Source organism: Pseudomonas sp. B21128, from assembly GCF_044218865.1.
GTDB classification, from domain to species: Bacteria; Pseudomonadota; Gammaproteobacteria; order Pseudomonadales; family Pseudomonadaceae; genus Aquipseudomonas; species Aquipseudomonas iridis.
The window spans coordinates 5,163,602-5,179,870 of record NZ_CP162590.1; the positions used below are offsets into that span (position 1 = coordinate 5,163,602).

General features: G+C 62.0%; 2 protein-coding genes (1 of these 2 running past the window's edge). Both read right to left on the reverse strand.

Features of this window, described 5'->3' with window-relative positions; translation table 11 throughout:
* Positions 1 to 3,231 (reverse strand): amino acid adenylation domain-containing protein, encoded by a 3,231-nt coding sequence (locus tag AB4P91_RS23400; RefSeq protein ID WP_395603813.1) that lies wholly within the window; start codon positions 3,229 to 3,231, stop codon positions 1 to 3.
* Positions 3,228 to 16,269, reverse strand: the 3' portion of a protein-coding gene (locus AB4P91_RS23405) for a non-ribosomal peptide synthase/polyketide synthase (protein ID WP_395603814.1). Its footprint extends 476 nt past the window's final position; only the last 13,042 of its 13,518 coding nucleotides appear in the window; the start codon falls outside the window, past its right edge; it ends in the stop codon at positions 3,228 to 3,230. Before AB4P91_RS23405 ends, AB4P91_RS23400 begins: the two co-directional genes overlap by 4 nt.

Consider the following 16,269-nt stretch of genomic DNA (forward strand, 5'->3'; position numbering starts at 1 on the left):
TCAGCTTGTTTGCGCAGCCCTGGCGGCGTGTAGCTGGCGAGCCTGCTCGGCCAGACGAGCCTTTTCCTCGGGACTCATCGCATCCATGCGCAAGCGCACCTGGGCGATCTTCTCCAGCTGCCCCGGTGCGCTCTCCACCGCCCGCAGGGCCAACGCCAAAGACGCCACGGTCGGATGATCGAAAACCAGCCCCGGATGAACTTCACACTGCAACAATTTGCGAATCCCGGCCACCAGTTTGATCACCAGCAACGAATGGCCACCGGCGGCAAAAAAGTCGCGGTCGATGCCCAGGCGTTCAAGCCCGAGCAACTGCGCCATGCGGGTTGCAAGCAATTGCTCCAGTGCATCGCGCGGTGCGGCATATTCGTCATCTGCCGCCGCTCCCGCCAATTGCTGCAACGACTTGCGATCAATCTTGCCGTTGGCCAACCGTGGGAAGCGCTCGATCAATTGCAGGTGCTGCGGCACCATCACGCTCGGCAGACGCGCACCCAGTTCTGCTCGTGCGGCGTCCAGCAAGCCCGCCGACATTCCCTGCTGCGCCACGACAAAGGCCAACAACCCCTGCTCCGCCGAGGCGGCCGGCAGCACCAAGGCTTCGGCAACCTGCGGCAGGCGCAGAAGCTCGGCTTCGATCTCCGTCAGTTCAATGCGGAAACCGCGCACTTTGACTTGCTGATCACGTCGACCGTGCAACTGGATCGCGCCGTCTGCGCGATAACGCGCGAGGTCGCCAGAGCGGTACAGACGTTGTGCCGGATCAAACGGGCTTTGGATAAACGTCTGCTCATCCGCCTCGACATTCAAATAGCCACGGCACAGCTGCGCGCCGCCCAGATACAACTCGCCCAGCACACCCGCCGGCGCCAGACGCAACTCAGCGTCCAGCACGTAAACCTGGTTATTGCCCAGCACTTGCGTCAACGCCGAACTATCGCTGGCCGTGCCATGCAGATCCAACGGATGAATCATGACGCCGACCGTGGCCTCGGTCGGGCCGTAGTGGTTGAACACGCGGCAGTCGTTGCGCAAGCGCGCAATGCGTTCGATCAGCGTCGGCGCAATCGGCTCGCCACCCAGCACCAGCGTGCGAGGCAGGCTCGACCGCTCGCCGTCGAGCAGCGCGGCGAGGTGCGACGGCACGATCTTCAGGCAATCGATCTGCCGTTGTTGCAGATACTCGGCGAACAACGCGCCGTCCTGCATCTGCTCGTCGCTGGCGACATGCAGCGTTGCACCGTTGAACAACGCACCGAGCAACGCCGTGTTGCCCAGATCCGCTGCCACCGTTGAACTGAAACCGACGTTTTTGCACTGATCCAGCCCCAGCGCCTGACTGGCTTGAGCCGTATAGTTGAGCAGTTGCTGGTGCTCGATCACCACGCCTTTTGGCATGCCCGTGGAGCCTGAAGTAAACAGCACATACGCGATGTCGTTGCCACTGGTGGCAATTGCCGGCAACGGTGCAGCCGACTGACCGACTTCAGCCAGCGTCAGCGCCTTGTGCATTTGATCCTGCCAGGCCGGCAGGTGCGTTGCATCGGTCAGCAGCAGTGCAGCGCCGGCCTGTTCCAGCATCAATGCCTGACGTGCCTGCGGCCAGTGCACGTCCAGCGGCAGATAAGCCGCACCGATGCGCCAGCTCGCCAACATGGCAGTCACCAAATCCGCCGAGCGCGGCAGCGCCAGCGCGACAATCGAACCCTCACCCAGCCCTAGCGCCTTGAGGCCCTGCGCGACGTCGTCGACCCGGCCTTGCAACTGACCGTAGCTCAACTGCTCTCGCGTGTCAGTCAACGCAACTGCATCGGGCGTACGGGTCGCCCAATCAGCGATGCGCTGCGGCAGGTAACGGCTATCGGCCAAGGTCTGCATCGACGGATTGATTGCCAGCAACCGCTGCTCTTCGGCGCGACCGAGCAGGCTGAGCTGCGCCAAGGCGGTGTCCGGTGCGGCAATGATCGAGTCCAGCAACGCGCCGAACTGTTCCAGCACGACCCCGGCCGCTGCCGGGGAATAACGCGAGCTGGCGTACAGCAGATCCACCGCGGCCAGTTGCTGCGCATCGTTCAGTTGTACCTGCAACAGCAACTCGAATGCATCCGGCTGCACAGGTACAGCTGCGGATGGCGACCAGCGCAAACCACCGCGGCTGTCGACCCGACCAACCTGAGCCAGGGAAAACCCGTAGGCCGGGCGCGCCGCGTCGGGGGCAAGTTCCGCTGTCCAGTACTCTTGCCAGGTACGCTGTTCGTCAAGACGCGTCGCCAGTTCTACCAGCCAATCGCTGAACCGGGCGCTGACAGGCAACGCCACAGACAGCGGCAAGGTTTTCTCGAACACCCCCACGGCATTCGCGAAGTATTCATAGTCGATGCGACTGTCATGGCGCACGCCGACCAACACCTGTTCAAGTCCGCTCAACCGTCCCAGCAACAGCCACCACGCGCCTTGCAGCAGCGTGGCAACCGGCTGACCGAGTTGTTCGGCCAAGGCCTGCAGGGCTTGGCGCTGCGTCGGTTGCAGCGATAAGGACAGGTGCGTGTCGGCCGCGGTCCTTTTAACACTTGTGCGGCGTGCGGCCAGCCATGGCGTGGCGATGTCCGCCTGCACACCTTGCAACTGTTGCTGCCAATACGCACGGGCAGTGCCGGCGTCTTCATCGAGCACCACTTCACTGCGCCATTCCAGATACTGGGCAAACTCGCCCGGCGCCTCGTCTTCCTCAGTCTGGTCGCCGGTGTACGCATGCTGTACTTGCTCCAGCAGCAGCGTCAGCGATAACGCATCGGCGCTGTAACGCGCGACACCCAGCAACAGCTGCCATTGCTGCGGCGCCAGACGATAAAGCACCGCCTCGACGCTTGCCGATTCGCCAATGACAAACGCGCGGCCCATCGACTCACCGATCTGCGCCTGGATTTCCTCGGCACGCTGCTCGCCCGCCCGAATCGTCAACGGAAAGCGACCGACGCCCGAGGCAGCCTGGCGCAAGCCATGGAAACCGGCGACTTTACCCAGCCGCGCCAGCAGCATCGGCTGTTGCACCAGCAGCGTATCGAACGCGGCCTGCAAGCGTTGCGGATCGAGGTCGCCCTCGATGATCACGCTCAACCAACGCAACGCCTCGCCACAGGTCGCCGTGTTCGACAGCTGCTCCAGCAGCGCCTGTTGCTCAGGCGTCAGGGCGAAACCCGGATCCTGTGCGTCCATCATGACCTCGTTCATGCTCCGCTTTCCTCGGTGTTCAATGCGCCGCGCACGGTTTGCCCGGGCGTCAGGCTGCTGTGGTCATACATGTCGCCCATGGCCACGACAATTTTGCGCGGGCCCTCGAACGGATCACGAGCGTGAGCCACCAGCATGTTGTCGAGCAGAATCGCATCGCCTTTTTGCCAGTCGAACCGCACGGCGCACGCTTCGTACAAATCGCCAATGCGCTGCATCACCTCGTCTTCAATCGGTGTGCCGTCGCCGTAATACACGTGACGCGGCATGCGTTCGGCGCCGAACATCGACAACAGGTCCTCACGCACATCCGGCTCCAGCCAGTAAATGTGGTGCAACTGCACCTGATTGAAGAACGACTTGGCGCCGGTGATCGGGTGACGGATCACGGCCGGCCCCGGGGTGCGGGTTTGCAGTTCGTTGTTGTCGAGCCAGCGCCACTCGATGCCACCAGCCCGGCAACGGGCCTCGACCTCACCGCGGTCTTCGGTCTTGAAGAAGTGCTGCCACGACACGTCGAGGTTGTCGGTGAAGGTGCGCACGTAAAGCAGGCCTTTGGTCTCGAATTTGTCACGCAGGTCCGCCGGCATTTTTTCGTACATCAGACGGCAGTCCACCACCGGCGTCGCGCCGCCCACCGGCGCGGCCTGCTCGCAATAAAACATCTGCTTGCGCGGCCAGCGATCCTGATGGGAGCTCTCGTTGTGGAACAGAATCATCTTGCGTTCCGGGTACGGCGTAGAGCGGTAGGTGTTCTTACCGCCCTCCTTCTTCGGCAGGTCGCCGTAATGGCCGTACAGCCCCGGTTGAATCGCTTCGGCGAACGCCTCGAAACCCTGAATGCCGTCCAATTCAAAGCCACGGAAGAGAATGCCGGCGTGAGTGGCGAGCTTCTCTTCGATCAGCGGGCGGTTGTTCTTGATCCACTCGATCAAGTCCAGTTGCGGCTCGTTCGGCTCCATCAGCAGCGGAAACGGCTGCGGCGCGGCGATCAGCGATTCACGGACCGGCGCCGGGCGAACCTTGGCCACCGGCGCGGCGCCGCGTTTGAGAAACTTGCCGAGCTTATCGGCCTTGGGCCCGGGCGCAGCCGGCCTGGCGGCCACGGCTAAGTTGTCGACTGGCATGCTGATAGCTCCCAATTGAATGTCCTGATCAGCGACGATCTGTTCCAACAGAGCTATCCAGGCCTTCACCAGGTACTGAATGCGCTCGTGTCCGAACAAGGTTGTGGCGAATTGCCAATTGCCCAGCAATTGCCCTTCTTCTTCGTCAACGAACAATGCCATGTCGAATTTAGAATGGGTCTGCAATGCCGCCAGCGGCTCGACGCTCAAACCGCCCATGGACTGAGTGCGGCCCGGCAGGTTGTTCATCACGAACAACACCTGCACCAGCGGGTTCATGCCTTTGTGCCGTGGCACGCCCGAGGTGTCGATGATCATGTCCAGCGGCAGGTCCTGATGCTCCAGCGCACCGAGCAGATTGTCCTGGGTGCGGGTGAGGAACGTGGCAAACGTCGCCGCCGCGTCAAAGCGTGAACGCAGCGGCAGCACGTTGACGAAGAACCCGATCAACCGCTCCAGCTCCGGTTGCTCGCGCCCGGCTACGTCGGCACCGACCACCACATCGGCGCCATTGCCGAAGCGGTGCAGCAATACCTGGAACGACGCCAGCAGCGTGCTGTACAACGTCACGCCGGCCTCGGTGGAGAGCTTGCGCAACGCCTGGCTCAAAGCCCCCGGCAGATGGAACTGCACGGCGTCACCGTCGTATGAGGCAACTGCCCCGCGCGGCGTGTCCAGTGGCAGGTTGAGCTGCCCGCTGTAACCGTCGAGCGCGTCTTTCCAGTAAGCCGCCTGCTGACCAAGAATCCCTTTGCGCTCCAGTTCCTGTTGCCACAAGGCGAAGTCGGAATACTGCACTTCCAGCGCCGGCAACGGCGTGGCATCCCCCGCCTTGCTCAACTCGTAGATCTGCACCAACTCATTGACCAGCACGCCCATCGACCAACCGTCAGAGATGATGTGATGCATCGAGAACAGCAACACATGCTCGGTGGCCGACAGATGCAGAATGCGCCCACGCCACAACGGCGCCTGTTGCAGATCGATCGGTGTGCGTGCGTTATCCAGCGCCGCTTGCGCGACGTGTTCTTCCTGGGCACTGCGCGACAGACCGGACAAATCAAGTAACGGGAAGTCGACCTCTACCTGCTCGCAGATCAATGCGATCGGATCACCTTCATCGTCCTGGGAATAAGCCGTGCGCAATACTTCATGGCGGCGCACGACTTCGGCGAAGCTGCTGACGAAGCGTTCAACCGACAGCTCGCCACGCAAGCGCAAGGCCAGCGGCATGCCATACGCGGAACTGCCACCGGACAACTGCTCAGCGACCCACAAGCGGCGTTGCACCAACGACAACGGTGCCGTCGACTTGCTACCCCAGGCCTTTAGCGGAACGGACTGACTGACCGAACCGTCCTCGGTTGGCGTTTGCTCCTGAGCCATCCACGCTGCCAGATCCTTGAGGCGCGGATGATTGAACAGGTCACGCAGCCCCAACGTTCCGCTGGTCAGTTTGCGCAGGCGCGACACCGCTTGCGTGGCGAGCAGCGAGTGCCCGCCCAACTCGAAGAAGTGGTCCTCGCGACTGACCTGATCGAGTTCCAGCACGCCCTGCCAGATCGCTGCAATTTGTTGTTCCAGCGCACCGACCGGAGCAACAAAATCCTCCGACGAGACCAAGGCGTCGACGCTCGGCAAGGCCTTGCGATCAACTTTGCCGTTCGGTGTCAGCGGCAGACTGGCGAGGAACAGCACGTGCGCCGGGATCATGTAATCCGGCAGGTGCTCCTTGAGTCGCGACTTCAGCGCATCCGCGCTTGCTGCTGCCGCCTCATCGACCACCACGTACGCCACAAGCTGATGACTGGAGGCGATTGGTTGCGCCACCACCAGTGCCTGACTCACGCTCGGGATCTGCAACAGGCGGGTTTCGATTTCGCCCAGTTCGATACGGAATCCGCGTACCTTGACCTGATGATCGATACGCCCGACGTACTGCAAGGCGCCGTCCGCCCGATAACGGGTCAGGTCGCCGGTGCGGTACATGCGGCCGCCATTGCCAGCGAACGGGTTGGGCACGAATTTCTCGGCGGTCATCGCCGCCCGGCCCAGATAGCCACGGCTGAGACCGGCACCGGCGAGGTACAACTCGGCCGACACGCCCAGCGGCGCCGGTTGCAGATCGCCGCCCAGCACATAGCTGGCGGTGCGGATCATCGGCCGACCGATATTCGCCGTGCCGCCGGCTTCTCGACGGGTCCAGGTCGAGTAAACGGTGTCTTCCGACGGGCCGTACAGATCGATGACATCGACAATGGTTTCCTGCCGGTACAGCGCGTCCACCAGGTTCTGCTTCAGCGCTTCACCGCACAGGTTGACGATCCTTACACCGTCAGGAATGTCGCCGGCGTCCTGTAATGCATTGATCGCCGATGGCACGGTATTGATCAGGCGCACCTGGTTGCGCGCCGGCAACTGTGGGAGTTCGAGCGCATTACGCGCAATGATCAATGAGCCGCCATTGGCCAGGGTGACAAACAGCTCCCACACCGACAGGTCGAAACACACCGAGGTCGAAGCGAGGACGCCTTGAATGTCTTCGCGACTGTAGACGTTCTTCGACCAGTCGCTCAGCGCCATCACGTTGCGATGGGTGATCGATACGCCCTTGGGTTTGCCGGTGGAACCGGAGGTGTAAATCACGTAGGCAAGATTGTTCATTCCCACATCGGTAACAGGCGCAACCGCGCTATAGGCCGACAGCTCCAGTTGATCCACAAGCAACACTTGCGTATCGCGGCTGATCGTCAAGGTGGCGGCGACGTCGGTCTCTGTCAGCAGCACGCGGGCGCGGCTGTCTTCGAGCATATAGGCGACCCGGTCCGCCGGGTAATCCGGGTCCAGAGGCACGTAGGTGCCGCCGGCCTTCAGCACCGCCAACAGAGCCACCAACAGGCTGTCGGAACGTTGCATGGCAACGCCGACCCGCATTTCCGCGGCAACGCCGCAACCGATCAAACGGTGAGCCAGGCGATTGGCCCGGGTATCAATCTCGGCATAGGTAAATGCCTGATGACCGAACGTCACCGCCCACGCGTCCGGCTGGGCAGCCACCTGACGCTCGATCGCCTGATGAATGCACACCGCCTCAAGGGCGTTGTCGGCGACGGGATTCCAGTCACGCAGGATGGTTTGCTCGTCCGCCGCACTCAGCAGCTTCCACTCGCCCAGGCAACGATCAGCACTGGCGCTCATATCGGTCAGGAGTTGTTGCAACTGCGTCGACAGTTTGATCACCGTGTCGGCGGCGAAGCTTGCGTGCTGATAGCTGAAGTGCACGGTCAACTGCTCATCCAGGTTGACCATCAACGTCAGCGCATAGTTGGTCTGCTCATGACGCTCGACATCGCCAAAGCGCAGGTCGTCCGACGCGGCTTGCTGCAAGGCTTCGGCAATCGGGTAGTTCTCGAACACCAGAATGTTGTCGAACAACGCCTCCCCGCTCTGCCCGGCCCAGCGTTGAATGTCGAACAGCGGTGTGTGTTCCTGCTCGCGCAGCAACAGGTTCTGCGCCTGCACCTGTTGCAACCATTGCGGCAACCGCTGCTCGGCACGCGGGCTGGCGATGATCGGCAAGGTGTTGATGAACAGACCGATCTGGCCTTCGACGCCACTCAACTGCGCCGGACGACCCGATACGGTGGCACCGAACGCAACGGTGTCTTGCCCGGTGTAGCGCTGCAACAGCAACAGCCACGCGGCTTGCACCAGGGTGTTGACCGTGACTTTTTGCGCACGGGCGAAGCGGTTGAGTTCGGCGGTCAACTCGCTGTCCAGTGTGAGCAAATGCTCGCCCTGGCCTGCGACCGTGGTATCAGCGCTGCGTGCCACGGCATCGGCCAGATAGGTCGGTGTCTCGAAGTCGGCCAACTGGCCTTTCCAGAAGTTTTCGGTGCCCTGCGCGTCCTGTCGCGCCAGCCATTCGATGTAATCGCGATAACGCCCGGCCCCCATCACCGGCGCTTGACCGTGGTAGCGCTGCAAGACTTCGCCGAGCAACTGCGAGTTGCTCCAGCCATCCATCAAAATATGGTGAGAGGTGTAAATCAGCTGATAACGCTCGGCCGCCACTCGCACCACCACCAAACGCAGCAACGGTGCCGCGTGCAGGTCAAAACCCTGCTGGCGCTGTGCAAGTTCCAGATCCCTCAGGGCCTGGGGCAAATCACTGCGATCACGCCAGTCGAACACGCTGAACGGCACCTGCAATCCCTTGTGGATCACTTGCAGCGGACACGGCAGATCACCCTCCCAGACAAAACCGCTGCGCAGCACTTCATGGCTGTCCATCGCCGCTTGCCAGGCCTCGCGGAATCGCTCGACCTGCAAGCCATCCACGGCAACACACATCTGGTTGATGTAATCGCCCGACTGTTGCGCATAGAGGGTGTGGAACAACATGCCCTGCTGCATCGGTGACAGCGGATAGATGTCCTCGACCCGATGTGGCGAAGTCGGCAAGCGGTCGAGCTGAGCCTGAGTCAGCCGCGCCAGCGGGAAGTCCGACGGTGTCAGCCCTTCCACCCCCGGCGTCAGGCAATGCCCGATCAACGCCGCAAGTTCCTGAGCGTAATCTTCGGCCAGCGCTTCAATCACCGCGCTGTCGAAGCGTTCGCTACTGAAGGTCCAGCCGATGCTCAGTTCGCCGCCATACACCTGACCGTTAAGGGTCAGCCAGTTGCTCAACGGCGCGTCCGGGCTCTGATCGAGGCCGGCGTTATCCGGCGACGGGACGAACAGCGCGCCGTCGTCGCTTTCGAAACTGCCGTCGAACTGGCCCAGGTAGTTGAAGGTAATCCGTGGAGTCGGCAAGGCGCGCAAGCTGTCTTGCACTTGGGCATCACCGAGGTGACGCAACGCGCCGAAGCCAATGCCCTTGTTCGGGATCGAGCGCAGTTGCTCCTTGATCTGTTTGATCGAATCGCCCGGCAGTGCCGCAGGGGTCAGACACACCGGGAACAGGCTGGTGAACCAGCCGACGGTACGGGTCAAGTCGACACCGCCGAACAACTCTTCACGACCATGACCTTCAAGCTGAATCAGCGTCGAAGCCTGCCCGCTCCAGCGGCCAATGACGCGGGCCAGTGCCGTCAGCAACAGGTCGTTGACCTGAGTGCGATAAGCCGCCGGCGCTTCTTGCAGCAGTTGTCGGGTCAGCTCAGGACTCAAACGAGTCTGGACGGTTTGCGCCAGTCGATTTTGCTCGCCCGCGTCGGCGCGCTTGCACGGCAGATCAGCGCTGACATTGCTCAGGCAGGCCTGCCAATAAGCCAGTTCGGCCTGCAACGCCGGGCTGTTGGCGTACCCCTGCAAATGCTCGCTCCAGTCCTTGAAGGCGCTGGTTTTCGACGGCAGGTTCAGTGGCTGATCGTTGAGCAATTGCTGATAAGCGTTTTGCAAGTCTTCGAGCAGAATCCGCCACGACACCCCGTCCACCACCAAGTGATGGATCACCAACTGCAAACGCTGAGAGCCATCGGCCAGCGTCGCCAACACCGCACGCAGCAATGGCCCGTTTTGCAGGTCGAGGCTGCGCTGGGCGCGGTTGCCCAACGCTTCCAGCGCAGCAGCATCGGCGACGTCTTCTTGCCAAAGCAGATTGTGCGACGGGTCTTCAACCGCACGATGCTTGGCCTGCCACACGCCATCGTGCGCAGCGAAGCTCAGGCGCAAGGCATCGTGATGCACCACCAGCGCACGCAGCACCTGCTCGACCTTGGCGGCGTCCAGCGCCTGACGCGGTTTGAGCAGCACTGACTGGTTCCAGTGGTGACGTTCCGGGATCTGGTCGTCGAAAAAGCGCTGCTGAATCGGCAATAGCTGTGCTACACCAGTCACCGCTCGCTGATCGATCGTCGACTCCTCAACGCCCAATTGCGCGACCAGCGCCAGACGCTGCACGGTCTGGTGCTGGAACAGGTCTTTGGGATTGAGGCGAATGCCCGCCTGACGGGCACGGCTGACCACTTGAATCGAAATGATCGAGTCGCCGCCCAGCTCAAAGAAGTTGTCGTTCAAACCGACTTGCGGCAGTTTCAGTACGTCTTGCCAGATGGCGGCCAGACGCTGCTCCAGTTCGCTTCTCGGCGCCTGATAGGCCTGCTGCGCCTGACTCGCATCCAGCGCCGGCAATGCGCTGCGGTTGAGTTTGCCGTTGCCGGTCAGCGGCAGTTGCGCCAGCAGCAACAGGTGCGCCGGGATCATGTGATCCGGCAGGTTTTCCTTGAGTTGAGCACGCACGTTGTCGCGCCACTGCGACTGTTCGGCAGGGCTGGCTTCAAGCAATGCGACGTCGTCCGGCACCAGCCAGGCGACCAGTTGCTGACCGCCAAGGCCCGGTTGCGCCAGCACCACAGCCTGACGTACGGCCGCTTGTTGGAGCAATTGCGCTTCGATTTCGCCCAACTCGATACGGAAGCCACGGATCTTTACCTGATGGTCGATTCGACCGACGTATTCGATCACACCATCGGCGCGATAACGTGCCAGATCTCCCGTGCGATACAGACGCCCGCCATCCGCGGCGAACGGATCAGCAATGAAGCGCAATGCGGTCAGGTCAGGACGGTTCAGATAACCCCGTGCCAGACCGGCACGCCCGACGTACAACTCACCGATGCAACCCTTGGCCACCAGGTTCAGATCGCCGTCGAGCAGATACCACGACAGGTCCGGGATCGGCTCGCCAATCGGACTGCTGGCTTCACGTTGCAGATCAGCCATCGACAACGGACGGTAGGTCACGTGTACGGTGGTTTCGGTGATGCCGTACATGTTGATCAGTTGCGGCGCCTGATCGCCAAAACGCTCGAACCATGGGCGCAGGCTTTTGACTTCCAGCGCCTCGCCGCCGAACACCACGTAACGCAGGGACGGTTGCGCTGCCGCGTGCTCCGGGGCGCAGGCCACTTGCATCAGTTGCTTGAACGCCGACGGCGTCTGGTTGAGCACCGTAATCCCTTCGCGGCACAGCAACGCATGGAAATCTTCCGGCGAGCGGCTGACCTCATAAGGCACCACCACCAGTTTGCCACCGTACAGCAGCGCACCGAAAATCTCCCAGACCGAGAAGTCGAACGCGTAGGAATGGAACAGACTCCAGACATCCTGCGGGCCGAAATCGAACCAGGAATCGGTCGCTTCGAACAAGCGCAAGACGTTGCGGTGGGCGAGCAAAGTACCTTTCGGTTGACCGGTCGAACCCGAGGTGTAAATCACGTAAGCCAGGTTGTCCGCGCTCATGCACACTTGCGGATTGTTGTCGCTGTAGCTTTCGAGACCGTCATGCTCCTGATCGAGCATCAGGCTGCGGACGCAATCCGGCACCGGCAGACGTTCCAGCAGATGACTTTGCGTCAGCAGTAATTCGATGCCGCTGTCGCCGATCATGTAGCTCAGACGATCTTGCGGATAGCTCGGATCGAGCGGCACATAAGCGCCGCCAGCCTTGAGAATGGCCAGCAGACCCACCAGCATTTCCAGACTGCGCTCCACCGCCAGACCGACGCGCACGTCAGGGCCAACACCGCTGGCGATCAGCTTGTGGGCCAATTGGTTGGCGCGGCTGTTGAGCTCGCCGTAGCTCAGCGTCTGCTCGGCACAGGTCACGGCAATCGCTTGCGGGGTGCGCTCGGCCTGCGCTTCGATCAGTTGATGCAGGCACGCGTCACTCGGGAAGTCGGCCACGGCCGGGTTCCATTGCAACAGAGTGACTTGACGCTCGGCGTTGTCGTGCAGTGGCAGCTCGGCGATGCGCAGGGTGCAATCGGCAACGATGCTGTGCAGCAGATTCGTCCAGTGTTGCGCCAGGCGTTGCAAGGTGGTGGCGTCGAACAGGTCAGTGGCGTAAGTCAGTTCGGCCCAGACGTTATCGGCTGATTCGAACGTGTCCAGCGTCAGGTCGAATTGCGCCGTGTGCGAGGTCCAGTTCAGGCCCTCGATAGTGATCTGCGGCAGACGTGTCGCACCGCTACCCTGTCGCGCCTGACTCTGGTGGTTATGCAGCACCTGGAACAAAGGGCTGTGGCTCAGGCTGCGTTCCGGCTGCAAGGCGTCGACCAATTGCTCGAATGGCAGGTCCTGATGAGCCTGAGCGTCGAGCACAGTGCGCTTCACTTGTTGCAGCAGGCTGCGGAACGTCTGTTGGCTGTCGAATTCGGCCTTGAGCAGCTGAGTGTTGACGAAGAAGCCAATCAGACCTTCGGTCTCGACCCGATTGCGGTTGGCCACCGGCACGCCGACCCGGATGTCGGTCTGACCGCTGTAGCGATGCAGCAGGGTCTGAAACGACGCCAGCAACAGCGCAAACAGGGTGACGTTCTCGCGTTGTGCGACGTGCTTGAGGCCCGCGGCCAGTTCAGCGCTGAGCGCAATGTCCTGGCGCGCACCACGGTAGCTCTGCTCCGACGGGCGCGGACGGTCGGTCGGCAGTTCGAGCAATGGCTGTTCGCCGTCGCCCAGTTGCGCCGTCCAGTAGCTCAGCTGACGCTCGCGTTCACCGGCCTCCATCCACTGCCGCTGCCACACGGCGTAGTCGGCGTACTGCACCGGCAATGCCGGCAACTGTGCAGTTTTATTCGCGCTGTACGCGGCATACAACGCCACCAGCTCATCGACCATGATGCCCATCGACCAGCCATCGGAAACGATGTGGTGCAAGGTAATGATCAGTGCGTGGTCATCAGCGGCCATTCGCAACAGCTTGACCCGCAGCAACGGGCCTTTGTGCAGGTCGAACAGGTGCAGGGTTTCGGCGGCGACCAACGCTTGCTGCGCGCAATCGTCCAGCTCGCCAGCAATGTCTTCGACGGCAAGTTCCAGCGTCGCCTGAGCCTGGATCACTTGCAGGGTCTGGCCCTGCTCTTCGACAAAACAGGTGCGCAGTGATTCGTGGCGGGCGATCAACGCATCAAAGCTGCGCTGCAATGCCGGCAAGTCCAGTTCGCCACGCAGGCGCAAGGCAGCCGGTACGTGATAGGCGGTGCTGGTGGGTTCCAGTTGCCAGAGAAACCATTGGCGTTCCTGGGCGTAGGACAATGTCAGCGGTTGCGAGCGCGGCAGCGCGACGATCGGCGGCTCCTGATGCGCCTGCTCGACTCCGAGGGCGGCGACGAAATCTGCCAGCGTGCTGTGTTCGAACAGCGTGCGCAGCGGCACTTGCACACTGAGCGCCTGACGTACCCGCGAGATGACCTGAGTCACCAGCAGCGAATGGCCACCGAGTTCGAAGAAGTTGTCGCCCAGCCCCACTTGCTCCAGTTTCAACACCGTTTGCCAGATCTCGGCGACGGTGTGCTGGGTGGCGGTCTGCGGCGCTATGTAGGTTGATTGCAACTGGCTGGCGTCGGGCGCCGGCAACGCCTTACGGTCGACTTTGCCGTTGGGGGTCAATGGCAGTTGCGCGAGAAACAGCAGATGTGCCGGCACCATGTATTCCGGCAACTCGGCCTTGAGGCTGGCCTTGAGCGCCGCGCGCAAATCGGCTTCGTCTTCAACGTTCAGCGCCGCGCTGGACGACGGCACAACATAGCCCACCAGTTGCGCGCCGGTCGGGCCATCCTGAGCGACGACGACGGTTTCGCGCACGCTGTCGAGCGCCAGCAGGCGCGCTTCAATCTCGCCCAATTCGATCCGGAAACCACGGATTTTCACTTGGTGGTCGATGCGGCCAATGTATTCGATCACGCCTTCGGCGCGGTAACGGGTCAGGTCACCGGTGCGATACACGCGTTCGCCGGTGCGCGAAAACGGGTCAGGCACAAAACGCTCGGCCGTCAGCCCAGGACGCTGAAAGTAACCCCGGGCCAGGCCATCGCCACCGATCAGCAATTCACCCGGTGCGCCGAGCGGATTGAGTTCCAGGTCACTGCCGAGGATATACAGCGCGGTGTTGTCGATAGGCTTGCCGAGAAACGGACGGCTGTTGTCCACACTCAGCGGATGCAGCGCCGACCAGATGGTGGTTTCGGTCGGGCCATAGAGGTTCCAGACCTTCGGCGAGCGCGCGAGCATGCGTTGCGCGAGCTCCTGTGGCAGCGCTTCACCGCCACACAGAAAGGTGCGGCCGTTGAGGGCAGCGGCGTGTTCGTTGTCCAGCAGCATGCGCCAGGTCGAAGGCGTGGCTTGCAGCATGCTCACGGCGTGGCGGGCGATCAGTTCGAGCACCGCTTGCGGGTCCTGATGCACGTCTTTGCCAGTCAAGACCACGGTGGCACCGGCCAGCAGCGGGCCATAGATTTCCAGACCGAAAATATCAAACGAGAACGTGGTCAGCGAAAGCATGCGATCAGTCGCGACGATGCCAGGTTGCTCGACCATGCTTGCGACAAAATTGCTCAGGGCCGCATGACGCACCATCACGCCTTTCGGCTTGCCGGTCGAACCGGAGGTGTAGATCGTGTAGGCCAGGTGTTCGCCGGTCACCGCCACATTCGGGGCGCTGGTCGGATAGGCCGCGAGCCAGTCCTGCGGTTGGTCCAGCAACAGGGTTTGCAGTCCCTCCGGGATCGACAACTGCGTCTGCAAATGCGATTGGGTCAGCAGCAATTGCAGGCCACTGTCCTCGATCATGTAGGCCAGGCGATCTTGCGGATAGGCCGGGTCCAGCGGTACATAAGTGCCGCCAGCCTTGAGGATCGCCAGCAGGCCGACGATCATTTCCACACTGCGCTCGACGGCGATACCGACCAGTCGGTCCGGGGCGACGCCAAGCTCGATCAGTTTGTGTGCAAGCGGGTTGGCGCGAGTCTCCAGTTGAGCGTAGGTCAGCACCTCCTCGCCGATGATCAGTGCCGTGGCGTCAGGCGTTAGCTGTGCCTGCAAGGCGATGCGTTGATGTACACACGGCGCCGGCGCGGCCTGATCGACTACGCGGCGCCAATCCTGCAACAGCCCTTGATGTTCGGTGTTTTCCAGCAGTGGCAATTCACCAATGCGCTGGTGCGGCGCGGTGACAATGCCCTGCAGCAGATTGAGCCAGTGGCGAGCCAGACGCTCGATGGTGGCGGGCTTGAACAGGTCGGTGGCGTAAGTCAGTTCCGCCGCCACCCCTTCACTGGATTCGTAGGTACCCAGCGTCAGGTCAAATTGCGCGGTACGACCCTCCCAGACGATGTCCTCGACACTCAGTTGCGGCAGTTGCACCAGGCTCTGGCGCTGGGTCTGGTCGTTGACCGCCTGATGGTTGTACATCACCTGAAACACCGGGCTGTGGCTCAGGCTTCGCTCGGGTTGCAGGGCTTCGATCAGCTGTTCGAACGGCAGATCCTGATGGGCCTGAGCGGCCATGGCCGATTGCTTCACTTGCGCCAGCAACTGGTTGAACGGCAGTTGCCCGTGAACCTCGGCATTCAGCACCTGGGTGTTGACGAAGAAGCCGATCAGGCCTTCGGTTTCGACCCGGTTGCGGTTGGCCGTCGGCACACCAACGCGAATCTGCGACTGGCCGCTGTAGCGGTGCAGCAAGGCCTGGAACGAAGCCAGCAACACCATGAACAGGCTGGCACCTTCGCGCTGGGCCAGTTGTTTGAGGGCATCACCCAGGGCCGATGGCACTTGCAGATCGAGGCGCGCGCCGCGAAAGCTTTGCACCGCCGGACGCGGATGATCGATGGGCAACTCCAGCACCGGATGCTCAGCGCCGAGGGTGTCGATCCAGTACGCCAATTGACGCTCGCGCTCGCCCGCCTCCAGCCAGTGGCGCTGCCAGATCGCATAATCGGCGTATTGCACAGGCAGCGGCGGCAGGCTCAGCGTCTGACCGCTGGTGTCGGCGGCATACTGCTTGATCAGCTCGCCGACCAGCACTTGCATCGACCAGCCATCGGAGATGATGTGGTGCTGGATCAGCGCCAGCACGTGATCATCTTCCGCAACTTTGAGCAAAGAAACGCGCAGCAGCGGGCCCTGT

What these genes read in the sequence shown, in the direction of transcription:
- AB4P91_RS23400 (WP_395603813.1), bottom strand. Translation starts at nt 3,231, where the DNA reads ATGAACGAGGTCATGATGGACGCACAGGATCCGGGTTTCGCCCTGACG.